This window comes from Streptomyces sp. NPDC002868, from assembly GCF_055563295.1.
The window spans coordinates 44,174-67,210 of sequence record NZ_JBVHDR010000008.1 but is presented as its reverse complement, the minus strand read 5'-3'; the positions used below and the strand labels follow the sequence as shown (position 1 = coordinate 67,210).

General features: G+C 67.1%; 16 protein-coding genes and 1 pseudogene. 6 read left to right on the top strand and 11 right to left on the bottom strand.

Annotated elements, in window-relative coordinates:
* Window positions 1–107 precede the first annotated feature (107 nt).
* Window positions 108–524 carry a GNAT family N-acetyltransferase gene (locus ACZ3H8_RS23690; protein WP_467404913.1) on the bottom strand — a complete coding sequence of 139 codons (417 nt, stop codon included), beginning with the start codon at window positions 522–524 and terminating at the stop codon, window positions 108–110.
* A gap of 145 nt (window positions 525–669) precedes the next feature.
* On the opposite strand from ACZ3H8_RS23690, the gene ACZ3H8_RS23685 reads away from it, so the two are divergent.
* Both ACZ3H8_RS23685 and ACZ3H8_RS23680 read left to right on the top strand, forming a co-directional pair.
* Entirely contained in the window at window positions 670–3,435 is a 2,766-nt protein-coding gene (locus ACZ3H8_RS23685) for an alpha/beta fold hydrolase (RefSeq protein WP_467404911.1), read from the top strand.
* Entirely contained in the window at window positions 3,432–4,289 is an 858-nt protein-coding gene (locus ACZ3H8_RS23680) for an ABC transporter permease (protein WP_307663411.1), read from the top strand. Before ACZ3H8_RS23685 ends, ACZ3H8_RS23680 begins: the two co-directional genes overlap by 4 nt.
* Window positions 4,290–4,320: 31 nt before the next feature.
* Here ACZ3H8_RS23680 and ACZ3H8_RS23675 read toward each other — a convergent pair whose 3' ends face one another.
* A complete protein-coding gene (locus ACZ3H8_RS23675) occupies window positions 4,321–4,923 on the bottom strand; it encodes a DNA-binding response regulator (RefSeq protein ID WP_467404908.1) in 603 nt (200 codons plus the stop codon).
* Window positions 4,924–5,301: 378 nt separating this feature from the next.
* On the opposite strand from ACZ3H8_RS23675, the gene ACZ3H8_RS23670 reads away from it, so the two are divergent.
* Both ACZ3H8_RS23670 and ACZ3H8_RS23665 read left to right on the top strand, forming a co-directional pair.
* Window positions 5,302–6,921, top strand: coding sequence for a vWA domain-containing protein (locus ACZ3H8_RS23670; RefSeq protein ID WP_467404906.1), 1,620 nt, complete (start codon window positions 5,302–5,304; stop codon window positions 6,919–6,921).
* A 67-nt stretch (window positions 6,922–6,988) separates the two neighbouring features.
* Window positions 6,989–7,462 carry an anthrone oxygenase family protein gene (locus ACZ3H8_RS23665; protein WP_467404903.1) on the top strand — a complete coding sequence of 158 codons (474 nt, stop codon included), beginning with the start codon at window positions 6,989–6,991 and terminating at the stop codon, window positions 7,460–7,462.
* Between the two features lie 165 nt (window positions 7,463–7,627).
* Here the strand turns inward: ACZ3H8_RS23665 and ACZ3H8_RS23660 are convergent, their stop codons facing one another.
* The 7 genes and pseudogenes from ACZ3H8_RS23660 to ACZ3H8_RS23630 form a co-directional block, all read right to left on the bottom strand.
* Window positions 7,628–8,752, bottom strand: coding sequence for a S1 family peptidase (locus tag ACZ3H8_RS23660; RefSeq protein ID WP_467405439.1), 1,125 nt, complete (start codon window positions 8,750–8,752; stop codon window positions 7,628–7,630).
* Window positions 8,753–8,941: 189 nt separating this feature from the next.
* A pseudogene (locus tag ACZ3H8_RS23655) lies at window positions 8,942–9,845 on the bottom strand (hypothetical protein); the annotation flags it as partial.
* Between the two features lie 407 nt (window positions 9,846–10,252).
* Window positions 10,253–11,326 carry a polyprenyl synthetase family protein gene (locus tag ACZ3H8_RS23650; protein ID WP_467404901.1) on the bottom strand — a complete coding sequence of 358 codons (1,074 nt, stop codon included), beginning with the start codon at window positions 11,324–11,326 and terminating at the stop codon, window positions 10,253–10,255.
* An 8-nt stretch (window positions 11,327–11,334) separates the two neighbouring features.
* Window positions 11,335–12,399 carry a tetratricopeptide repeat protein gene (locus ACZ3H8_RS23645; protein WP_467404898.1) on the bottom strand — a complete coding sequence of 355 codons (1,065 nt, stop codon included), beginning with the start codon at window positions 12,397–12,399 and terminating at the stop codon, window positions 11,335–11,337.
* A gap of 799 nt (window positions 12,400–13,198) precedes the next feature.
* Window positions 13,199–13,651: a hypothetical protein gene (locus tag ACZ3H8_RS23640; RefSeq protein WP_467404896.1), complete on the bottom strand. Its 453-nt coding sequence runs from the start codon at window positions 13,649–13,651 to the stop codon at window positions 13,199–13,201.
* Window positions 13,652–13,924: 273 nt separating this feature from the next.
* A complete protein-coding gene (locus ACZ3H8_RS23635; protein ID WP_467404893.1) occupies window positions 13,925–14,314 on the bottom strand; it encodes a TraR/DksA family transcriptional regulator in 390 nt (129 codons plus the stop codon).
* 721 nt (window positions 14,315–15,035) lie between these two features.
* Window positions 15,036–15,968: a hypothetical protein gene (locus ACZ3H8_RS23630; RefSeq protein WP_467404890.1), complete on the bottom strand. Its 933-nt coding sequence runs from the start codon at window positions 15,966–15,968 to the stop codon at window positions 15,036–15,038.
* 191 nt (window positions 15,969–16,159) lie between these two features.
* Between ACZ3H8_RS23630 and ACZ3H8_RS23625 the strand changes: the two genes are divergently transcribed.
* Both ACZ3H8_RS23625 and ACZ3H8_RS23620 read left to right on the top strand, forming a co-directional pair.
* Window positions 16,160–16,537, top strand: coding sequence for a VOC family protein (locus ACZ3H8_RS23625; RefSeq protein ID WP_467404889.1), 378 nt, complete (start codon window positions 16,160–16,162; stop codon window positions 16,535–16,537).
* 1,111 nt (window positions 16,538–17,648) lie between these two features.
* Window positions 17,649–20,858 (top strand): NACHT domain-containing protein, encoded by a 3,210-nt coding sequence (locus ACZ3H8_RS23620; RefSeq protein ID WP_467404887.1) that lies wholly within the window; start codon window positions 17,649–17,651, stop codon window positions 20,856–20,858.
* Window positions 20,859–21,111: 253 nt separating this feature from the next.
* On the opposite strand, the gene ACZ3H8_RS23615 is transcribed toward ACZ3H8_RS23620, so the two are convergent.
* Entirely contained in the window at window positions 21,112–22,245 is a 1,134-nt protein-coding gene (locus ACZ3H8_RS23615) for an XRE family transcriptional regulator (protein ID WP_467404886.1), read from the bottom strand.
* Window positions 22,246–22,533: 288 nt separating this feature from the next.
* A complete protein-coding gene (locus tag ACZ3H8_RS23610; protein ID WP_389561269.1) occupies window positions 22,534–22,887 on the bottom strand; it encodes a winged helix-turn-helix domain-containing protein in 354 nt (117 codons plus the stop codon).
* Between the last annotated feature and the right edge of the window lie 150 nt (window positions 22,888–23,037).

Below are 23,037 nucleotides of genomic sequence, written 5' to 3'. Positions count from 1 at the left end.
GTGACCTGCAACACAAGAGAGCGGAATGTGTAAGACATGGCGGGACGCCGGATTGTGAACACTCATCAGGTCGAGTGGAAACGTTGCGGAATGTCGCATTCCGGAGGCTATGCCTGAAGGAAGTCCCAGGTGAGCATCGCGAACACGCCGTCGTCCTTCGCCCCCGCCGAGCGGTACGTCGCGAGCGCCGGGTCGTTGTCCGCATCCACGCCGACCCACATGTCGTAGCAGCCCCGCTCCCGCGCCACCTTGAGCAACGCCTCGACCAGCGCCCTTCCGATGCCGCGCCTGCGGTACGCCTCGTCCACCGACAGCTCGTACAGGCACATCTCCGAGCCCTTGTCGGGATGGAGCATCTCGATGCCCGAGACCATCCCGGCCGGTGCCCCTTCCACATACGCGATCAGCATCAGATGCCCGGGGGCGGCCAGGAAGCGCTCGGCCCACTCCGCACGCGCCGGGCCGTCGTACAGGTGCTCGGCCGCGGTGAGCTCGGCCACGGTCGTCGCGCGCCGGATGTCCATACGGATCCCTTTCCTGGCCCCTTCCCTACGGGGGTGCGTACCGCGTCTGGTGTAGGGCGACCGTACTCCGTACTACTTGCGGAGGCTCATGAGTTCCGCCTGGCGGCAGCCGAGACGGCACAGGGGATCCGCTTAGGGTTCAACCATGCAGATCCGACTTCCCCGGCCGCGCGGCCGATGGCTCGCAGGCGTGGCCGCCTTCGCCGTCCTCGCCGGCGCGGGCACCTGGACCGCGGTCGCCGACGACGGTGCACCGGCCGTGCACCGTGAGGACCGGGTGCAGGAAATGCCCGGGGCGAAGATCGACACCTCCTACTTCACGACGGGCGGCACTGAGCGCCGGCCCGCCGTGCTCATCGGGCACGGCTTCGGCGGCAGCAAGGACGATGTCCGCGCCCAGGCCGAGAAGCTGGCCCGCGACGGATACGCCGTGCTGACCTGGTCCGCCCGCGGCCACGGCACGTCCACCGGGCAGATCGGGCTCAACGATCCCGCATTCGAGGTCAAGGACGTCTCCCGGCTGATCGACTGGCTGGCCAAACGGCCCGAGGTGCGGCTGGACGCGGACGGCGATCCGCGCGTCGGCATCACCGGCTCCTCCTACGGCGGGGCGATCTCGCTGCTCGCCGCCGGACACGACAAGCGCGTCGACGCGATCGCCCCCCAGATCACCTACTGGAACCTGGCCGACGCCCTCTTCCCGAACGGCGTCTTCAAGAAGCTCTGGGCCGGAATCTTCTTCTCCACCGGCTCCGCGGCCGGCACGGACGGAGCCGCCCCCGCCGACGCCCCCGCGGGAGACGCCCCGGCCGGTCCCGCGACTGCCGGCGACGCGGCCACAGCCGCCGGAGCGGCCAAGGCCGATGCGGCCGCGGGCCCCGCGAACCCGGGCGGCTGCGGGCGCTTCCAGCCAGCGCTGTGCGGCATGTACGAGCGCGTCGCCGTTGCCGGAAAGCCCGACGCCGCAGCCCGTACGCTCCTCGAAAGCCGCAGTCCCTCCGCCGTCGGCGACCGCATCAAGGTGCCCGCGCTCATCGTGCAGGGCCAGGCCGACTCCCTCTTCCCGCTCTCGCACGCCGACGCCATGGCCAAGCGGATCAGCGCCAATGGCGCACCCGTCTCGGTCGACTGGATCGCCGGCGGGCACGACGGCGGCGACCGGGAGACCGGCCGAGTCGAGGGCCGCATCGGCGACTGGTTCGACCGGTATCTGGGGCAGGACAAGGGCGCGGGCACCGGACCCGCATTCCGCGTCAGCCGCACCGGAGGCGTCGACTCCACCGACGGCGAAGCCCTGCTGCGCGGCGCGACCGGCGACAGCTACCCGGGTCTCGCGAGCGGCGCACAGCCGGTCCCGCTCACCGGCCGCGAGCAGCGCTTCGTCAACCCGGCCGGCGCGGGCCCGCCCGCCATCTCCGCCGTCCCGGGCCTCGGCGGCGGACTCGGCCGGCTCTCCTCTCTCGGTCTCGGCCTCTCGCTCGACTTCCCCGGCCAGTTCGCACGCTTCGACTCCGCGCCGCTGGCTCGGTCGCTGCGGATCACGGGCTCGCCGACCGTCCGGGTCAAGGTCGCCTCCAGCAGCGGCGACGCCGTCCTGTTCGGGAAGGTGTACGACGTCGGGCCCGACGGCCGCCAACAGGTGCTGCCCTCCCAGCTCGTCGCGCCGGTCCGAGTCGAGAACGCCAAGCGGGGCAAGGACGTCACACTGACCCTGCCCGCCGTGGACCACGACGTCGACGCCGGACACCGGCTGCGTCTTGTCCTCTCGGCGACGGACCTCGGCTATGCCTCGCCGGCGGCCCCCGCCACGTACACCGTCTCCCTCCTGGATGCGGGCGCGCTCGCCGTGCCCAGCGCGCCCGCCGTGAAGACCCAGGCCGCGGGACTGCCCTGGTGGACCTGGGCGCTCCCGGCCGCGGGTGCACTGATCGCGGCGGCGCTGCTGCTCACCGCCCGGCGCCGGGCCCTCGCCCCGGCACCCGACCCCGAGCGTGCCGAAGTGCCCCTGGAGATCACCGGCTTGACCAAGCGGTACGCCAAGTCCGCGGACCGGTATGCCGTACGGGAGCTGTCCTTCCGTGTCGAGAAGGGGCAGGTCCTCGGCCTTCTCGGACCCAACGGCGCGGGCAAGACCACCACCCTTCGCATGCTGATGGGGCTCATCCGGCCCGACGAGGGCGAGATCCGCGTCTTCGGCCACGCCATCCGGCCGGGCGCGCCCGTGCTCTCCCGGGTCGGCGCGTTCGTCGAGGGCGCCGGCTTCCTGCCGCATCTGTCGGGCCGCGACAACCTGGAGCTGTACTGGCGGGCCACCGGCCGGCCCGCGAGCGATGCGCACATCGAGGAGGCCCTGGAGATCGCGGGTCTCGGCGACGCCCTCGCCCGCGCCGTACGCACCTACTCGCAGGGCATGCGGCAGCGACTGGCCATCGCCCAGGCCATGCTCGGCATGCCGGATCTGCTGATCCTCGACGAGCCGACGAACGGACTCGACCCGCCCCAGATCCGCGAAATGCGGGACGTGATGATCCGGTACGCGGCCGGGGGCCGGACCGTCATCGTCTCCAGTCACCTCCTCTCCGAGGTCGAGCAGTCCTGCACCCATCTGGTGGTCATGGACCGCGGCCGGCTGGTGCAGGCGGGACCGGTCGCTGAGATCACCGGAGAGAGCGACACGCTGCTCGTCACCACCGCGGAGGAGGTGCCGGAGCCGGTGGTCGAGAAGATCGCCGCGCTGCCGGGGATCGGTTCGGCGGCCCGTACGGACGAAGGACTGCTCGTACGGCTCGACGGGGCCACCGCCACCGGGATGATCGGCGAACTCGTGCGGCTGGACGTGCCGTTGACGGGCGTCGGTCCGCACCGCCGCCTGGAGGATGCCTTCCTCAACCTGATCGGAGGATCCGCATGAGCACGCTGGTCGATTCGGCCCCGGGCTACCGGGCACGGCACACCCTGCCGCTGCGTGTCGAGGCGGTACGGCAGCTGAAGCGCAGGCGGACGCTGGTGATGGCCGGGGTGCTGGCCGCGCTGCCCCTCATTCTGATCGCCGCCTTCGCGATCGGCGGCACCCCGGACGGCGGGGAGAACGGCCGGATCACTCTGATCGACACGGCCACCGCGTCGGGCGCGAACTTCGCCGCCACCTGTCTGTTCGTCTCTGCGGGCTTCCTGCTGGTGGTGCCCGTGGCCCTCTTCCACGGAGACACCGTGGCCTCGGAGGCCAACTGGTCCTCGCTGCGCTATCTGCTGGCAGCCCCCGTCCCGCGCACCCGGCTGCTGTGGTCCAAGCTGGCGGTGGCGCTCGGCTTCAGCGCGGCAGCCATGGTGCTTTTGCCGCTGGTGGCCCTGGCGGCGGGCACCGCGGCATACGGCTGGGGACCGCTGAAGCTGCCCACGGGCGGCTCCCTGGCAGCCGGTGACACGGTGTCGCGGCTGGCGCTGGTCGTGGCGTTCATCTTCTTCTCCCAACTGGTCACCGCAGGGCTTGCGTTCTGGCTGTCCACCAAGACCGACGCCCCGCTGGGCGCGGTCGGTGGAGCGGTCGGACTGACGATCATCGGCAATGTGCTGGATGCGGTCACGGCGCTCGGGTCGTGGCGTGATGTGCTGCCCGCGCACTGGCAGTTCGCATGGATCGACGCGCTGCAGCCGCAGCTGGAGTGGAACGGCATGGTGAAGGGCGCGGCCGTCTCGGTGACATACGCCCTGGTGCTGTTCGCGCTCGCCTTCAGGAACTTCTCCCGCAAGGACATCGTGTCGTAGCCGCCGGCGGAGGCTACTTGCGTAGGGCTCGCTACACCCAGCCCCGACGAGCCGCTTCCGCTCCCGCCCGGAAACGGCTCGTCGTGCCGAGGTCGGTGAGCAGTTCACCGACGCGGCGGCTGTACGTACGCCCGGACATGCCGAGGCGGGTCGCCGCCGTCTCGTCCGTGAGCCCGGCGAGCAGGGTGAGGAGCACCGGCTGCAGATGGGCCGGCACGGCGCCGGGCACGGTGTGCCGGGTCAGATTGTCACCGGTGTCCCACCAGGCGCGGTGCGTGCGCACCAGGGCCTGGACGACGACGGGGTCGCGGATCAACAGCACGCCGTTGAAGTGCAGTTCCAGATCGAGAGGAACGGCAGCGACCGACCGGTCGGCGACAACCATTTTGAACGGGATGGAGTCCGTCACCCGGGTCGCGCCGGGGCAGAGCCACGGCTGCGCAAGATGGGTCAGCCCGTGCCGGGGCGCGATCCGTCTGACCTCCGCGGTCTGTTCGGCGGCCGTACGAACACAGGCGCCGCCGAATTCCAGGAACGGCTCCGGGATGCCGTGACCCAGCGCGCTCGCCGGGTCGTCGAAGCTGAGGAGCTCATGGCGCGCCGAGCGGACCAGCCCTGTCAGGGCCGCTCTCACCTGAGTCACTCCCTGAACCGGCTGCCCCGGCGCTTCGCGCAGGACAGACCGAGAGACCCCCCGACCGAGCACGGAGCCCGGGGCCACCCCCACTGCCATGACAGATCATCCCCCGCCCTTCACACACGCCACACGGCCCGTCCCCTCGGATCCGTATGCCACTCCATGTACAACCACGATTGCACATGGTGACAAGTTGCGGTCCGCGGCTGGCGAGTCATTGCCATTCCTTTCGGTTCCGGGAACGGATCCGCAACGGTTTCGGGCAACTCCCGCCCGTCGTTGCCGCATTGAGATTCATCCGCAACTCCTTCGACTGCTCCCCGGGGCCGTCTCGGACGTCACATTCACAAGTGCTGACGACCCAGGGGAGCCCAGATGAAGCTCAGCGCACGGACGTACAGGGGAGTGCTGGCCGCGGTGCTGGCCGGCGGCATGCTGCTGACCGCCGGCTGCGGCGGTGGCGGCGGCGGCCATGCCGACCGGACCTCCCAGGGCGGCGCCAAGGAGAGGGCGAACGACGGCGCGAGGCCCGATCCCGCGCCGATAGCGCCGGACGGGGGAGGAGGCGCGCCCGCCACGGGAGTGGACGGCGGGGCTGACGGGGCGCGGGAGGGCGACGCGTTCCGGGAGTCCGAACGGGCCCCCGACTATCTGTCGACCTTCGCGCTCGACGTGGACACCGCCTCGTACGGCTATGCCCGCCGCACCCTCGCCGACGGGCGGCGGCCGGAGCCCGGGCAGATCAGGCCCGAGGAGTTCATCAACAGCTTCCGGCAGGACTACCCGCGGCCGAAGGGCGACGGCTTCTCTGTGACGGTCGACGGGGCGCGGCCCGGCAGCGCGGAGGGCGAGATCCGCGGCCAGGGCAATGACGGAGCGGGCGGCGGTGACTGGTCGTTGGTGCGCGTGGGCCTCTCCACCCGCCCCTCCGACCGCAAGGGTGAACGGCCGCCGGCCGCCCTCACGTTCGTCATCGACATCTCCGGCTCCATGGCGGAGCCGGGCCGGCTCGACCTGGTCAAGGAGTCGCTGGGCATCCTCACCGACGAGCTGCGCGACGACGACTCGATCGCGCTGGTCACCTTCAGCGACGAGGCCAGGACGCGGCTCCCGATGACCAGGGTCGACGACAACCGCGACCGTATCCACAAGGTGATCGACAGCCTGGAGCCCACGGACTCCACCAATGTCGAGGCGGGCGTGCGGCAGGGCTACGACGAGGCGGTCGAGGGCCGTCGCCGCGGGGCCACCAACCGCGTCGTCCTCCTCTCCGACGCGCTCGCCAACACCGGCGAGACCGAGGCCGACGCGATCCTCGACCGGATCGACGACGCCCGCCGCACGTACGGCATCACGCTCTTCGGCGTGGGCGTCGGCAGTGAGTACGGCGATGCGCTGATGGAGCGGCTCGCCGACAAGGGCGACGGGCACACCACGTATGTCTCCACCAGCGAGCAGGCCAGGAAGGTGTTCTGCGACCAGCTGCCCACGCATGTCGAACTGCGCGCACGGGACGCCAAGGCGCAGGTGGCCTTCGACCCGAAGACCGTCCAGCAGTTCCGGCTCATCGGATACGAGAACCGCGCGGTCGAGGACGAGGACTTCCGCAACGACACGGTGGACGGCGGCGAGGTCGGCCCGGGCCATACGGTGACGGCGCTGTATGCCGTACGGCTCAGGGAAGGCGCGAGCGGCCACGTCGCGACGGCGACCGTCCGCTGGCTCGACCCGAGGACGCGGGCGCCGCACGAGCAGACGGGCTCGGTCGAGACGGACGCGGTGGACGGCGCGCTGTGGGACGAGGGCTCGAAGCGGCTCCAAGTCACCGCGGTCGCGGCGTACTTCGCTGAATCACTGAGGGGCGGCTCGATGCCCGGGGCACCGGGGCCGGGCGAACTGGCGGGCCGGGCGAGGAAGCTGGCGGGCTCGACGGAGGACGGCGCGGTGCGTGAGCTGGCGGAGGCGATCGCTCAGGCGCAGGGGGTACGGGACTGAGGGGAGGGGGGACGGGCGGCGCGGCGCGGCGCCGCGTCACCCGTCCCCTCGCGTCATGATGTGCGCCATGGCCACCCTTCTCCTCGCCCTCGCCATCATCTTCACGGGGCTGTACGCGGGCTTCATGCTGACCTTCCGGATCTCGGTGATGCCCGCGCTCGCCCGGCTGTCGGACGACCAGTTCCTGCCGGCCATGCGCCGTATCAACGAGGTCGTACCGCGCCCCGTCTTCCTTCTCCTCTTCCTCGGGATCATCGCGTTCCCCGCCGCGGCACTCGCCGTGCCCGTCGACGGGCGCACGGACACCCAGCGATGGCTGATCGTTGCGGGCCTGGTGTGCGCGGTCATCAACCATCTGATCACCATCGTCGGCAACATCCCGCTGAACAACGCCCTCGCCGCGGCGGAGAACACCTCCCCGGCCGCCCCCGACAGCGAGGTCCGCGCGGCCTTCGAGCCCCGTTGGAACCTCCTTCACCTGATCCGCACCCTGTTCACGCTCGCGTCGTTCGCCCTGCTGGTCGGCGCCGCGCTGCAGTGACCGTGAACAGGCCGGGGGAAACCGGACCTGGCTGCTCTGAATCACCCGCAGAGTCGCCCGGCCGACCCGCTGACGTCTTACCGGTCCGTGGGCTTGACCAGGCCGGGCGGTGACCTGGTCAAGCCCCCCGAGAACCCTCGTCCGTCAAGAGCTCTCAGCCGCGCGTCAGGCCGTGTGCAGCGTCAGCCCGTACCGCCAGAGGATCTCGTTCACGGGCTGGATCCAGATTTGGCCGCCGCTGCTGCAGTTGCCCCAGCCGCCGGAGGTCACGCCCTGTGCCTGGTCGCCGCTGATGAACGAGCCCCCGGAGTCACCGGGTTCGGCGCAGACGTTGGTCCTGGTCATCTGATGGACCGCGCCCTGGCTGTAGTTGACGGTCTCGTTCTTGCCCAGCACCGTGCCGCAGTGCCAGTGGGTGGTGGACCCGGAGCGGCAGATCGAGGCGCCCACCGGGGCCTCCGCCGAGCCGCGTACGAGCTGGTCGGGGACGGTGCCCCAGCCCAGCACCACCGGGACGGTCCACCAGCCGTGGCCGATGCCGACGTACGCGTAGTCGTCACCGGGGAAGGACGAGCCCTGGAAGGTGCCCATGCCGGAGCCGTCCCAGCCGCGGACGAAGTCGCCGGGCCTGCCGCAGTGCCCGGCCGTGACGAAGCCGCCGTGGACCGAGAAGCCGATGGAGCAGCGGACGTTGCCCGTGTAGTACGGGTCGCCGCCCACGGTTCCTGCGGCGAACGTGGCCGGCGCCTGGTCCATGGCCGCCTCGACCCGCACCGGCCCGGCCCGGCGGGCGCGGTCGACGAAGGCCCGGACATCGGCGTCGCCGCGGCGGGATGCGACGACGTCGACGACGACCTGGTTGGCCCGCGGGTCGACGTGCCAGCCGCTCACCCCGCGCGGCGCGCCTTGCGCGGACTGCGCCGCCTGCCGGTCGATGTGCTCCTTGGCCGCGTCCAGCTCCTTTGCACTGTGCTGTACGAGCCGGACCGCCGCTCCTGTCTCCCGTACGGCCGTAGCACTGCCGCGAGTGGTGACGGCGACAGTCAGCCTGCCGGTGGTCGCGTCGAACCAGGAGCCGCCGTACGCGGCGCCCGCGGCGCGTTCCGCCTTGCCCTGGAGGGCGGTTGCTGCCCGCTCCTGCGCGAGCCGCTCGCGTGCCTGCGGCTCGGTGAGGCCCAAGTCCCGCTGCATGGCGGTCAGCAGACCGGCCGAGAGCCGGGGCTCGGGGGCCGCGGCGGCGGGGGTGAGCGACGCCCCGCCCCACGCGCCGAGGACGAGCAGCGCGGTCATGCCGATGCGTAATCCGAAGGTGCGTCTCACTGATGTGCGTATCACTGTGGTGAACCCTTCCGTCGTTTCCTGTGGGTTGATGGCGAGTCAGTCTTTCGAGAGCGCTCTCAGAACGCTGCGCGACGCACCCCGTAGAGGCTGCCCGTAGAGGCTGTTAGACCCCCAGCAGGGACGGTGGAGGCTCCATCAGAGGAACCTCCAGAGGTGGTCGGCGGTGCCGTTGTCGTCGAACTGCACCACCTGGGCGCTGTTGGCCGTCGACATCCCCTCCACGCCCAGGGCTTTGCCGCTGTGCTTGTTGAGCACGCGACGGAAGGGAGGCTCCGGGATCCAGGCCCTGCCCTCCGGTGCCGTGGACGGGCGTGGTGGCGTGCGTGAACGGATTGCCGGAGAGGGGTCCTTCGTCACGGGCCAAGGTCGGCGAAGTGCCTGTGGTCAGCCCGTAGTTCCAGGGGCCAGTGGCGTGCACGGCGTACCCGGGGAAGGCGTCGGTGCCTCCGTAGCGGACATAGTCCTCGCCGATGCGCAGCGAGTAGGTCAGTGGGCCGAGGTGGACGCTGACCGCGTCCCGGTTGGCCGCCCAGGTGCGCAGGTTCGTACGCTGCGGCAGCCGCAGCCTGACCACGTCGCCGTCGGCCCATGTGCGGTCGACGCGCACGAAGGCCGGACCGTCCTGCGCCGACAGCGTCTCGCCGTTGACCGTGAGCCCGTGGCCCCGGCGCCAGCCGGGGATCCGCAGATGGAGTGGGAAACGTACCGGCTCCGGCGTCGACCGGGTCAGCGTGACCGTGTCGCCGAAGGGGTGGTCGGTGTCCTCGGTGAAGGTCACCGTGGTGCCGCCGGCTTTGCTGCCGCCCCTCGCGCGGACCCTCGCGCGGACCTTCGTGCCGACCGTCGCACGGACCTCGCTGGCGGCGTACATGGCGGTGGCCCGCCCCCCGTCCGGCGTGCCCAGCCACAGCTCCTCGGTGAAGTACGGCCAGCCCATGCCGTAGTTGTGCGGGCAGCAGCGGTACTGGTCCACGCCCGGCTGGTACGACTGCATGGCGAAGCCGTTCTGGAACTGGCCCTGCGTCTTGGCAACCGTCTGGAGGAAGTGGCGTCGCTTGAGCGGCATGGGGGGCGCTCCTGCCGTTGACCTCGGGGGGACGGGGGCTTGGGCTTGCGCGTATACGCCGATGAGCCGTCTACAACGTTGAAGGGAGGGGCAGTTGGCATGACAGCACAGGCCTCGACCTCTGTCCAGGTGCATGACAAATCTGGGGTGGGCGCGGGCGGTTCTTCCCGCGTCTGCGGAGAAGGGCCGGCCGACGAGCGCGGTTACCGCCGTCTTCACCGCGACAGCGTCCGCGTTCGCCGCCCCCTCACCCGATGGGTGGTCACCCCGGCCGAGAGACCGCCGGCCGAACCGGTAGCCAAGAGGCCGGGGAGGTCATCTCCCGGATTTCCGCCAAGGGCGGACCGACTGACGGTTGGTCGGAGCTTTCCGGACGGCAGCCCTCACATTCTTCGCGTGATGAGAAAGGGAAGCAGCGTGAGGATTTCGCCGACAGCCGTCGGCGCCAGCGGGACGCTGTGCAAGCACGCGGAAGCCATGTCAAGGTGGCGTTTGGCCTCGTCCAGGGTGGCGGAGCGCCCGCCGGCTTCCTCGATGAGTTCGGCGGCGTGGCGGACGGTGACCTCGTCCAGCGCAGACGGAGATTCCAGGAGCGCGGTGAGGCTCCGGGCGGCAGGGCCGTTCGTGGTCAGCGCGGCGAGGACGGGGAAGGTCTTCTTTCTCCGGCGCAGATCACTGTGAACAGGTTTGCCGGTGACTTCGGGGTCTCCCCACACACCGAGCAGGTCGTCGACCGCCTGGAATGCCACGCCGAGGTGCTGCCCTGCCTGGGCGAGGGCGGTGACGGTGGACGACGGAGCTCCGGCGAGTACGGCGCCCAGGGCGGCGGCGCAGCTCAGGAGGGCACCGGTCTTGTGGTCCGCCATGGACCGATATTCGTGCAGCTGCACGGCATGCGGGCCTGTCCAGGGTCGGGCTTCGAAGAGCAGGTCCTCCGCCTGACCGTGTACCAGATTGTTCAATGCCTCGGACAACTTCCGTATCGCAGCGCCACTGTTGGCGTTCTGCGATGTGGCCAGCGTTTCCAGGGCGAGGGCGAACAGCGCGTCTCCTGCGAGAACCGCAGGCCCTGTGCCGTACGCCTTCCATACGGTCTCCCGCTGTCGACGCGTTTCGTCGCCGTCCATGATGTCGTCGTGCAGGAGCGAGAAGGTGTGGATCAGCTCCACGGCCACCGCGCCGGCGACGGCGCTCTCGCCGGGCGCGCCTGCGGCTTCGGCGCAGAGCACGGTGAGGGCCTGGCGCACGCCTTTGCCATGAGCACCGGATCCGGGCTTGCCGCCCACTTCGCACCAGCCCAGGGAGAACGCGGCCATCTCGCGCGGCCAGGGGTGGAGGCGTTCAATGGCTGCGGCCAGGGCCGGCCGCACGAGTTCCCGGCAGCGGCTGAGGATCTGCGGTGCGGTCAGGTGCGGTGCCGTCGGCTGCGGTGCCGCCTGCACGTCGCTGGTTGCCATCGGCAGGGTCATCGCAGACCGCCCCCCTTGCCCATCCCGGAGGGCATGGGCGGTATTCCGAGGTCGGCCCGGGCCTTGTCGGCCATGTCGCGGGCATGGTGCAGACCGATCCGGTCGAGGTCGAAGCGCAACTCGTCCAGATCCGCGGCCGTCTCCGCCTGGTCCCGCCCTAGATGGGCAAGTGTTTTGACCAGCCCCAGCCGGGCCAGTGCCTCGCCACGCGGCTCGCTGATGGCGCGGAACTCCGCCAAGGTCTGTTCGTACGCCTGCTGAGCCTCTTCGTAACGGCGGGCGCGGAAGAGCACGTTGCCGCGCATCTTGTGGTTGTAGGCCAGAGCACTGGTCAAGTGCATCTCCTGGCAGATGAGTTCGGCATCGGAGAGCAGATCCAGGGCGCGATCCGGCTCGTCGTCCCGTGCGGACACGATGTCGGCGATGCCACGCAGTGCCCAGGCCCGGCCCCGCCTGTCGTCTGCCTTCTCGGCTATCTCAGCCGCTTCCTCGAACATCGCGAGTGCGGTGTCGTACGAGCCGGTGTTCCGGTGTATCTGTGCGATGCCCTCCAGCGCCCACACCGTGTGCCGGGCCTCGCCGCGGCGCCGGGCCTCGGCGAGCAACTGCTCGTGAAGGGTGCGGACGGCCTCGTAGTCACCCTGGATCCGGCCGGTCTCCGCCATCCCGGCGAGCGAGTAGCCCCGGGCTACGACGTCACCACCGCGCTCGCCCATTTCGGCGGCGAGCCCGAGCAGGCGGCGGGCCAGAGCCAGGGCGCCCCGCTGACGGGCGAGCGTGCCGCCGCTCCACAGCGCCCATGCCATCGCCCCAAGGTCACCGACCGAGCGCGCGGTGCGGTAACTCGCCTTCCAGGCGCGATCGGCCTCCGCGACGTGACCCAGGCGGCGATGTGCTTCCGCGACGGCAAGCCCGGACCGCGCGACCTCCTGCTGGGAACCCGAGAGCTTGGCCTTCCGCAACTGCTCGGTCCCCTTGGCCAGTACGTCGGCCAAGGAGGAGTTCACCGACATTGATTGGAGGGCGCCTTGATATTCGGCGGCGAAGGCCTTGCTGTACATGGGTGCCTTTCTGCTTTCCGGGCTCTGGCCAGAGGTCATGCGAGTTCGTGAGCGAACAGGTCAGAAGGGGGGTGGTCGTTGCAGAGGACTTGGTGAGGCAGCGACTATACACAGCATCTATACATGCAGTGTATAGATGACTGGTACGGGAGGCGGAAACCCCTGCCGACACCCCCGCTTCGCTGCCTGCGGGGGTCTGAAGGGTGCCTGCAGATACCCGCTCCGACACTTGCCGTTGATCAAGACGTCGATCGTGCTCTTTGCGTTGCTTCTCAATGCGAACGGGAAGGTTCCGCACGACGAATCGCCCGCACCCCGGCTATGAGGAGCCATCGGGCATGTTCGGGACCGAACGCCCGATGGGGGTGCATGCCACTCCTGTCGCGCCGGCTCGACCAAGGCCGGTGGTGACGCTCGCCGTTGGGGCCGGGCTTGTGGGAGGTGTGCTCACTGCCGTCGGGCAGAACCTCCTTGCGGGCAGTGGCGGCTGGTTCATGCTGGTCAACTCGGCCGCGCCCTCGCCTCGGCGGGTTCGAGGTGGAGCCGGGGGCGCTGCCGGGGGTTCGAGGCGCCGCGGCGGCGCGCTATCAAGTTCCCCCTGCGCGCCTACTGCCAAATTCCGGAGACTAGCCCAAAAGTGGACATGTCACCCGCGGCTCGATACGGTCGAATTGCTGGCGCCCCTGCCAGGGGCGCGCCAAGCAGAGCAGCTGGCGCCACGGCAGAATGCAACGGTCGCAATGGCGCCTCACTCTTGCTCGTGGAGCATTCCAGCCTGCTCCACTGCGGCATCGCAATCTCACCCGACCAAGACGAGCGCCGTCTGCGCACACCTCTCACCGGGAAATGGGACAACTATGCGCGCGACACGATATCTCGCACTAGCCCTAAGCCCCATGGTCGCAGCGGCAACCCTGACACTCGCGCCAGCGGTGATGGCGCAGGGAGTGGCTGCCAACCATCCTTCAGTGACCTCGGAGCAGGATGAGGCGCTGACGGCGGGAAGTGCGCAGCTCGCGCTGACAAAGACGCCGACGCCGACGCCCACGAAGACGACGAAGAAGCCGACGTCGACGAAGAAGCCGTCGAAGAAGGCGACGTCGACGAAGAAGCCGTCGAAGAAGGCGACATCGACGAAGAAGCCGTCGAAGAAGGCGACATCGACGAAGAAGCCGTCGAAGAAGCCGACGAAGACGCAGACGACGAAGAAGCCGACATCGACGAAGACGCCGACATCGACGAAGACGCCCACGCCGTACTAGAAGACGTGCGCCGAGCGGATCACCGACCAGGTCCTGAGCCTTACGAAACGCTTCCCAAGGAGTGCGAGGGCCCCGGGCGGGAATGCCGGGAGGTGTAGCTGCGACCTGCCTTGCGCCTACATCACGAAGTGGCTCAACGACGGAGCGCCGCCGACACAGGCTGCGGGACAAGCGGCAGGTCCGGTCCTGCGAGCGGGTTGCCCGGGGGCGTATCTCGGACCTGAAGGCGGTCATCGCGGCGGGTGGCCCTACGCCCGCCCCAGTCAGCGGGGGCGGGCCGCGGCACAGCGTACGCAGGTGCTCGCCGCCGGGCGCACCTCCAGACGTTCCGCCGGGATCGGCTCGCCGCACTCCTCGCACCGCCCGTAGTCGCCTTGCTCCAGCCGTTCCAGCGCCCGATCCAGATCGGCCAGGTGGTCGCGCGCCTGTGCCAGCAACGCGGCGACATGGGCCCGCTCAAAGGCAGTGCTCGACCCCTCCGGGTCGTGCTCGTCGTCGATCGCCACCAGGGCATTCGCCTCGACGATCCCGTCGAAGTCACGGCTCAATGCCGCGATCTGCGCGCTGGTGCCGGCACGTTCGGCCGCCAGCCGCTCGCGGACGGACTCACGCTCGATCGGGGGGAAATCGGCATCCTTGGACGAATCGCTCACCGATATGACAACGTCAGCACTCGGGTTCGCATTCCGCGCACCCCGTGCCTTGGGTGCCGAAAACCCTGTCCATGGCCTGTGACGTGCGGGTTCTCACGAGTGGCCGCGGGTCGCTGAATAGGTGTGTCAGACCGGTCGATCGTGCCGCTGCGACTGCCTGGTGACTTCCACCGAATCGCTCGCCGGGACCTATGGGCGTCGGCTTCGGCACACGCGCCGGAAGGGAATTGAGACTCCAGGCCTGGAACGAGCGGTGCAGCTCCTCGGTCGGCATGATCAACCGGTGCGCCTCGGCCAGGTCAGAGCTGCCGACGGGGCATGGGTCTTCATGCTCTTCCTCACCGAGGACGGCTCCGCGCTCGTGGCATGCACCGGCGTACGGCAGAACGGTGAGGGATCACCGCTTCAGGAGCGAGGTTGGGCCGCGTGCTTGCTGACTGGCGCGCTCCCTGCCCCGGCCGGTGCTGGCCTGAGCAGCCGTCAGACACCCGGATTCCCCGTGGCTTCCCGCCCCTTCTGGCACGCCCGTGGCACGGACTGTTCCTCTCGACGCAAACCACCGGCGGGGCGGTTGCTGAGGTCTGCCGGGCTGGTCGCCTGGGCGCGGTAGCGGTCGTCTTCGGTCATAAGTGGCGGATGCTTTTGCGCGCCGGAGATGGCGGCCGTACGCCCACCTGGACGGACGGCCGCCGAAGCCTGCCGGGACCGGGGTCCTGGAGCCCTAGTTGGCCAGCCAGTCCGTGAGGGTCACGGGACGGTCGGTGAGCACGCGGAGGTTCCCGCCGTCGGCGGCGTCGAGGACATAGACGCCGCTTGTGCCGGTGAAGTCGTCGACGGCGGTGAAGGCGATCCGGTTGCCGTCGGGGGAGAAGACCGGGTTCTGGATGCTGGAGAGGGGCATCGGCCACTGCGGCTCGGTGGCGGAGCCGGTCGCCACGTCCGTGATGCGCAGACCGTGCCCGGTGGAGTGGACGACGCGCTGCCCGTCGGGGGACCAATCGGCGGGTGTCGACAATGCCTGGTGGTCGGTTGTGACGGCGCGGACCTCGCGGGTGGCCAGGTCCAGGATGTAGACGTCGGAGCCGTACTCCCAGCCGTTAGGCGTCTCGTACGAGATGGCCTTCAGGAAGGCGATGCTTCGGCCGTCCGGGGAGAACGTGCCGCGGCTGCCGGAGGTGAGCACCTCAGCACCGGTGCCGTCCGTGGCGATCCACTCCAGGCCGCGTGGGCTGTCGTAGACGATCCGCTTACCGCTCGGGGACCAGTCAGGGTGTCCGACGTACGGCGCGGTGGCGTCTTCGGGCTGGACGCCCTCGGCCAGGACGCGCCGGTCGCTGCCGTCGGCGTCGGCGGTCACCAGGTCGCGGGCATACATGCAGCCCTCGTCCTGCGGTATGCACGTGTCCCGGCGTTGGATGTACGCCACCCGGGAGCCCTTGGGCGAGAGGACCCCGTCCTCCGCGGCCTGGGCGAACGTGGTGGTGACGGAGCCGGTCGCCGGGTCCAGCGCGACGGTGGCGGGCGACCCCGCAGAGTAGTCCGTGGCGGTGATCCGGCCCGCCTCCACTGTTCCCCTCGCGCCGGCGGTCCCCGCCAGTGACAGGCTCGTCGCAACCGCGAGCCCGACTGTCAACGCAGCGTGTGTGAAGCGCACATGCGCTCCTTCCTTGATTCCGTGGACCGGCCGTACCGGTCCCGCTGAAGACAGCGCAAACCGATCAAGAAATGTCACGCGATGTGGACTACCGGCGGGCGGTTGCTGAGTTCTGCTGGGCTGGTCAGTCGTGGCCCTGGGGCAGATGATGATGTCGGCTGCCCAGACCCGAAGGAGCAAAGGAGCATCGGATGGCGATCGAAAGCGTCTCTCCCTACCTGCGGTACGACGACGCAGATGCCGCGCTGGACTGGATGGAGCGGGTCTTGGGCTTTACCGGCGCGGTCCGCTGGCGCGACGACTCGGGGCGGACGTTCGAGGCCGACATCTATGCCGGTCCGGCGAAGATCGGGGTCAGCGGCGGCGGCACGAGCGACGACGGGAAGAACGCCATCCTCATCGTGCACGTCGACGACGTCGAAGCACATTTTGAGCGGGTTCGAGCCGCAGCCGACACCGAGGTAGCTCCGCCGGTGGACCAGCCCTATGGGCCGCGGACCTTCACCATCACTGATCCCTGGGGATACCAGTGGAACTTCTGGCAGGGCGAGGCCACCCCACCCGAGTGATCAGCAAACTATGCGATCGAGCCAGACGCGAGCGGGAGAGGCGTGCCCGGCCTCGGCGGAGCCCTGATGACTGAGTCAAGGCGTGCTGAATACACGAGCGCGGGGTGGGGGTTGAGGAAGCCCTATCCGTGCGCGTGAGCGTGTTCAGGCGATCCAAGTAGTCGCGGCCCGCTGATTCCTTGGCGGAGTCGCGATTGACGATCGCGGCACTTCCTGGCTGACCATGAGGAGCGAAGGCAGCGACTGCCGGTCGCTCTTGCCCACCCATTCTGGGCGGGCAACAGCGTCCCAGTCCCGCTCTCCGCGCACGTACGCCCGCTGCATCTGTGGACAGCTCAAGGATCACCAGAAGCACATCCAGGCCGGAGGAGACCTCCCCGACCTGCTCCAAGGGAACTGAGCCGCCCCGCAGAACTTCGACACGTTTTCGGCAGAGCGAATCGCAGAAACCCGGTACCAGCCGGACGCCGCTGGCCCCACTCCGTGATCACTCGGGGTGGGTCCGCTGCTTACGCCCCGGCTACGCCAGTCTCGCTACACTGCCCTGACCTGCAAAAAAGCCCTCCGCGGGGGAGGGCCGTACACCGGTCGGGAAGAGCGCCCCCGGCAGGACTCGAACCTGCGGCCAAGCGCTTAGAAGAGGCTGGCCCTGAATGGCTCAACCGCCGCCGTGACCTGCGACTTAGCGGGGCACGCTGCGTCCGTCGCCAACGACTTCCCCGTCCATCCACCGGAAGGCAACGTTCCACAGCCTGCATTGGATGCGAGGGACCCGGCCGCAGACGAGGCGCACCATGGTGGGGTTGCCGGCGCTGAACGATTGCAGAGGTTGAGTTCAAGGGCCGTCATCGTCCCTGGACGTGAACCGTGTTGGTACTACGGTGGGTCAGCGTGCTGAGCAACCCGCTGACCTCGCTTCATGCCTGACCCTATGTCTTAAGGACATTGGGCTCCAGCACCCCTCTCCTAGATTTGGTTCGGCGGGCCACAGTCACCTGACGCATGGTCAACCTCCCTTCGCCAACAGTGCAGAAGAGTCCATTGCCCACCCCGTGCTGTCCGGCTGCCGCTACCCTCGATGCGAGAGTCCCGGGCTGTGGAGGGTGACTAGGTGATCGAGGTTGCGGCGGGAAAAATCGCGGGTGCGGCCGTCGGCGCTGGGGTAGCGCCGCTGGCGAAAGGCCTAATTCCCGGCCAAGGTGCGGCAATTACTACCGGACCCTTTCTCTCGCGCATACGTCTAAAACAGCCTCGGAGTGTAGAGTCAGCCGACCTCAAAAAACTTACCCTTCATGTATCTAGTCATATCAAGGACTTTGTAGCGCGTGAATTCTCTGGTCTTTCCGAGGATGAGAAGTCTGCCACCATTCTGCAGACCGTAGCCGCTTTTGAGCGCGTCAGAGTCACCGTTTGGGACTGCGATTGCGATCCAGAGGTATATGGGCAGGAAGTGATTAGGGCATCCGCAACTGAACTTAAGCGGGTCGGGCTTTCTGAGGCTGGGGAGTCCCTCCTCATTTTCCTCGTCCATCAAATTTCTCTGCAAGTAGTGCAATTTATCACCACGTGGCCGAGCTTTGCGTCCAGAGTCGAACTGGAGCAGCTGAAACGACTTCGACAGATCATCTCGACCGTTGAGAAGATCCACAGCAAGATGGGGCCAACTCTGCTCGCGGAAGATCTCGACTTCGAAAGGAGATATGCCGATCTAGTAGTTGAAAGCCTTGATGATCTGGAGATATTTGGGGTCGATCTGAGGGAACGGTCGAATCGCTCCTACAGCCTTTCTGCTGCTTATATCACGTTGAGTATGTCATCGAGCAGTTCGCAATTTTCTGGCTCTGAAGTTGAATGTAGGTCTGGTGCGTTTGACGATGGCCTCGAACCGAATTCTCCGGTGAATGATGACATGCAATCGGCCAACCCGCGCACAGGTATGGGTATGCCGGCAGAGTCCGCAATTGCTCCGCACAAGCGAATCTTGCTGAGGGGGGACGCGGGCTCCGGAAAGACGACATTGCTACAGTGGCTATCGGTTAATTCAGCAAAACGTAGCCTGGGCGGCGATCTTTTTGACTGGAATACGCTTATTCCATTCGTGTTGCCACTGCGGCGCTTTGCCGAGTTTCCGCTTCCTAAGCCAAGCGAATTTTTTCCCGAAGTGGGGACTCATCTCGCGGAGGAGATGCCGCAGAACTGGGTAAACCGCATGCTTACCTCGGGCAGGGCCCTGGTTCTGATCGATGGCGTGGATGAGCTTCCCGAAGAACGACGCGAATATGTACGCCGCTGGTTGCGGCAGCTACTCCGCACGTATCCTCATGCACGTTATTTGGTAACTTCCCGCCCAGCTGCCGCTGAGGCCGATTGGCTTGCGCAAGACGGATTCTCGGTTCTCGATATGCTCCCGATGAATCAGGATGATGTCGCGAACTTCATTCGCCACTGGCATGACGCGGCCAAGGGTAACGAAATAGGCGTGACAGAGATAGAGAGTCTGAACCAAGGGCAAGATGAACTGATTCGTTCAGTGAGAGAGAATAGGCAGCTTCGCCGACTGGCTTCCAACCCGCTACTCTGCGCCCTCCTGTGTACTCTGAATCGGGACAGAAACTCCCAGCTCCCAAAGGATAGGATGGAGCTCTACAGAGCGGCACTGGATATGCTGCTCCTGCGGCGGGACCGAGAGAGGCGAATTAACTATCCTGAACCACCGCAGCTTGGGGATTCCCAAAAGAAGTCCATTCTGGGCAGCTTCGCGCATTGGCTCATGCGGAACGGTCTTAGCGACGCCTCGCAGTCGCAGGCCATCAGGCAGATCGAACTCTCACTCGAGTCGATGGTTTCGGTAGAAAGCTCTCCGCAGAAGGTCTTCGACTATCTATTGATTCGGAGTGGATGCCTAAGGCGTCCAGTCGCGGATCGTGTGGATTTTGTGCACAGAACGTTTCAAGAATATCTGGCAGCTGCCCGAATTATGGAAGTGGACGACCTTCAGAGTCTGGTGGATCACGCGCACCTGGATCAGTGGCATGAAGTCGTCGTCATGGCGGTCGGCCATGCGAGACCTAGGGAGCGGTCGCAAATCCTAAGCCGGCTTCTGGACCGCGGAGATAGGGAACCAGAGCACAAGAACCGCCTGCACTTGCTTGCCGCAGCATGCCTCGAAACGGCTGGCGAGTGTGATCCGAAGGTCTTCAGGCGGGTGCAAGACTGCACGGCAAAATTGATCCCGCCCCGCCGTATGATTGACGCAAAGGAGCTCGCGGCGGCGGGGGAAATAATGATTCCCCTAATTCCTCCAGGGAAACTTTCTGCTCCTGAAGCTGCTGCCACGATTCGAATGGCCACTCTATTGGGTGGAGAGGCGGCTCTCTCGCTGGTATCGAGATTTGCCCGCGATGACAGAATCACGGTGCGTCGAGAGCTTGAGCGTGGTTGGCAATTCTTTGATCATATGGAGTACGCTAAAAACGTTTTGGGGAGAAATCCGGAAGCGTGGCAAAAGATTGGCATCCACCTGCCGAGTTTCCTGCCGTCATTGCAGTTCCTTACTCGCTTGCAGTACCTAACAGTATTTTGCCCGGTGGAAAATATAGACTGGCTGCCAGTATCCGATAGCCTCTCGATTCTGAATATGGCCCGGCCGACTGCTGACTTCTCGTGTGAGACTCTCGCGCGATGCCCGAATCTTACTGGGCTCAGGGCCATAGTTGGGGAACTTCGCGATACCTGGGATGGCCTGAGTTCTCTTAAGTCGCTGGAAGGCTTGACTCTACGGTACCTGTCGAGCGAGCAATGGAGGACAATATCTCTTCCGAAGATTCCGACTTTGCGTGCCTTGAACATTCAAGGCGCACGCCAGGAAGTGGATATATGGTCCCTTGGTGACTCCGTCCCGAATCTTGAGCACGCTACGCTGAGTATAAAGATGCATAACCCAGATTGTCTGGATCGTTTCCTCGGGCTCGAATACTTGGCAATGGCCATTGTGGACTCGCGGCACCTGAAAGCTATCGCGAAACTGCCGAACCTCAAAAGGACCTCTTTCGCCATCAAACATTCGCAGTTGTCAGAGTTGGCGGCACTTGCAGCGTCGACCTCGATTATGGAAATCAATGTTTCTATCATGGGTTTCACGCAACAGCGGCATCAATTCGATCTCCGCCCATTCTTGGGTCGAAGTGATCTTCTATTTATGTTCAGATCGAATGTCTCGTCCCTTTCGTTTATCGGGACAGATGACAGGCGCGTGACTTTTGAAGAATTTGATCGGGGTCGCCATGGTGCGGTTTACAGGGTGTCTATCAAATCAGAATGAAATAAAGTCAAAAATCTGCATCCGTGAGTCCTGATCTAAAACTTGTGTCGGGGAGGCCTATAGCGATCGCGGAAGACTGCGGCCAGTTCCGCGGCGCGCGGAACAGATCACCTCTGACGCACTGGAGCTAGCACTACCGGCTTTGGTCACTGCCAACTGTCACTGCCGGTTCTTCTGTTGTGCCCAGGCTGGCTATCGGTCGGCTCAGGGAACGCTGAACCAGTTCGCGGCGAGCCAAGCGAGGCGCCTTGATTTAGGAAGGCAAACCCTCGCCTGGAAGGAAACCGGGCTTCGCTCGCCCCAATTCGTTGAGGTGGCTGAGATAGTCCTGAGCTGCGGGCTCCCTGCTGTATCGGTCTCGTACGACGGCTGCGAGTTCGCGGCTGGTCATGATGAGAGAGGGCACCGACTGTCGGTCGCCGTGAAGCGCGCGTTCGCCGTGGATGAGTGCCTGTTCGAGGTCGCCCTCGCGCGCCGCGGTGACGCCCAAGGTGACCCTGGCCTCCGCGTTGCGCATGGGGGAGCGCTCCGTGCCGTCGAAGTCCGTACCGGCGCGTAGGACTTCATCGGCGAGGGTGCGGGCGAGCTTGTCCTCGCCGACCAGGCGGTAGCAATCCATCGCGTAGAAGTCGAACTTGGCGGGGTCGACGACGAAGTGGTTGTCGAGGTTCTCCGGGTGGGGGAGGCCTTCGAGGAGGCGTCGGCCCTTGTCGAGGGCGACCTCGACCTGGCGGCGGTCACCGAGGCGAGCCCATGCCTTCGCTTCTTGGGCAGCGAGCTGCACGGCAACGGAGTGGTTGGCGGCCGTCTCCGCGCCAGCCTGGGCAGCGGCGACCACGCCGCGGTAGTCGCCGGTCGTCAGTGCGAACCAAGCCCGCATCTCGTGCGCCCAACCCGCGATCTCTGCATGGTCTGACTCTGTAGCTAAAGAGAGCGCAGCCCGCCGGGTGGACTCTGCCGCGTGGCGGTCGCCGGAGTCGTACTCGACGCAGCCGACCAGGAGAGCGAGCCAGCCAGAGAGGGCGAGCACTTCGCGGTGCTGGGCGAGGGTGAGGCTCTTCGAGTGGAGGTCGACGACGCGGCGGAGCCACTGCCGGCCCTCAATGAGGAGCTGATCGCTCGGCATGAACGGGTACTCGGAGCACAGCCGGTCCGTCGTGATCCGCAGCGCATCGAGGGTGGCGCCGTCGACGTCGGAGCGGTTCAGACGGCTGACAATCTCCAGGGTCTCCATGCCGCTCGCGGCGAGGATCTCGCGGTCGCCGTCGCGCCGGCTGGGGGCGGGGAAGAGCGCGTGCGTGACTGTGCCGAACACTGCCGCGATGATCGGCCGGTAGAACTCGCTGGGTAGGGAGCCGGACTCCCAGCGCTTCCATTGGCGGATCATGCTCTCGTCCGCAGGTAGCTCAGTCGGAGCGTGGGCCCGCAGCGCTCGCACTGCATCACGTTGTGACCAGTCGCGTGCCGCTCGCTCGGCTGTGATGCGCCGTGCCCATGCGGGCCTGTCGTCGCTCATTCGCCCTCCCTCGGGTGCCGTGCTGCGAGTCTGCTCCGTGGGGCGGGGGGACAGACAAGAGGACAGTTCGGGGACAGCTCGGTGTCCCCTTGCCTCAGCCGGTGCCCCCTCTCCTGTCACTTATTTCAGTGTGGCCCTTCCCTGCATGGTGTCCCCAGTTCAAGCACCACCGGAAGCGGCACGCTCTTCGAGCTCCGCCACTCGCTCGGTCAACGCCTGAATCTGGGAGCGGATTTCCTTGATGTCGTCGACAACATCCGGCTTAGCGCCGGCACCGTCGTCCTCGTTCGCAGCGACGAAGTACCCGCGGTTGCCCGCGGAAAAGATGCGCCCCTCAGCCACGAGGACGCGTAGAGCCTTGTTGAGGGTCTCCCCGGCGATACCGAACTCTTCCGCGAGTCGTCGGCTGGGCGGCAGTTTGCCGTCCCGGTACCGGCCGTCGTCGATGCGTCTGCGCAGCTCATCGGCGGCCTGCACGGACTTGGGCCTGGGGTCGTTCGCGGCGAGGCTCATGCCTCCGAGGGTATCGACCTAGGGCGCTCTGCAACGCACTGCCGCAAAGCCTTGTGATCTAGTGCGCACTAGTGCAATCTAGTTCCAGCGCGGTCGTCTCCGGCCAAAGAGAACCCGGCCGCGGCATCGAGTCCTGTCCCGATCAAGCGC

Coding starts and splice junctions, on each gene's coding strand:
- ACZ3H8_RS23690 (WP_467404913.1), bottom strand. CDS start 524: ATGGACATCCGGCGCGCGACGACCGTGGCCGAGCTCACCGCGGCCGAG.
- ACZ3H8_RS23685 (WP_467404911.1), top strand. CDS start 670: ATGCAGATCCGACTTCCCCGGCCGCGCGGCCGATGGCTCGCAGGCGTG.
- ACZ3H8_RS23680 (WP_307663411.1), top strand. CDS start 3,432: ATGAGCACGCTGGTCGATTCGGCCCCGGGCTACCGGGCACGGCACACC.
- ACZ3H8_RS23670 (WP_467404906.1), top strand. CDS start 5,302: ATGAAGCTCAGCGCACGGACGTACAGGGGAGTGCTGGCCGCGGTGCTG.
- ACZ3H8_RS23665 (WP_467404903.1), top strand. CDS start 6,989: ATGGCCACCCTTCTCCTCGCCCTCGCCATCATCTTCACGGGGCTGTAC.
- ACZ3H8_RS23660 (WP_467405439.1), bottom strand. CDS start 8,752: ATGACCGCGCTGCTCGTCCTCGGCGCGTGGGGCGGGGCGTCGCTCACC.
- ACZ3H8_RS23650 (WP_467404901.1), bottom strand. CDS start 11,326: ATGGCAACCAGCGACGTGCAGGCGGCACCGCAGCCGACGGCACCGCAC.
- ACZ3H8_RS23645 (WP_467404898.1), bottom strand. CDS start 12,399: ATGTACAGCAAGGCCTTCGCCGCCGAATATCAAGGCGCCCTCCAATCA.
- ACZ3H8_RS23625 (WP_467404889.1), top strand. CDS start 16,160: ATGGCGATCGAAAGCGTCTCTCCCTACCTGCGGTACGACGACGCAGAT.
- ACZ3H8_RS23615 (WP_467404886.1), bottom strand. CDS start 22,245: ATGATCCGCCAATGGAAGCGCTGGGAGTCCGGCTCCCTACCCAGCGAG.
- ACZ3H8_RS23610 (WP_389561269.1), bottom strand. CDS start 22,887: ATGAGCCTCGCCGCGAACGACCCCAGGCCCAAGTCCGTGCAGGCCGCC.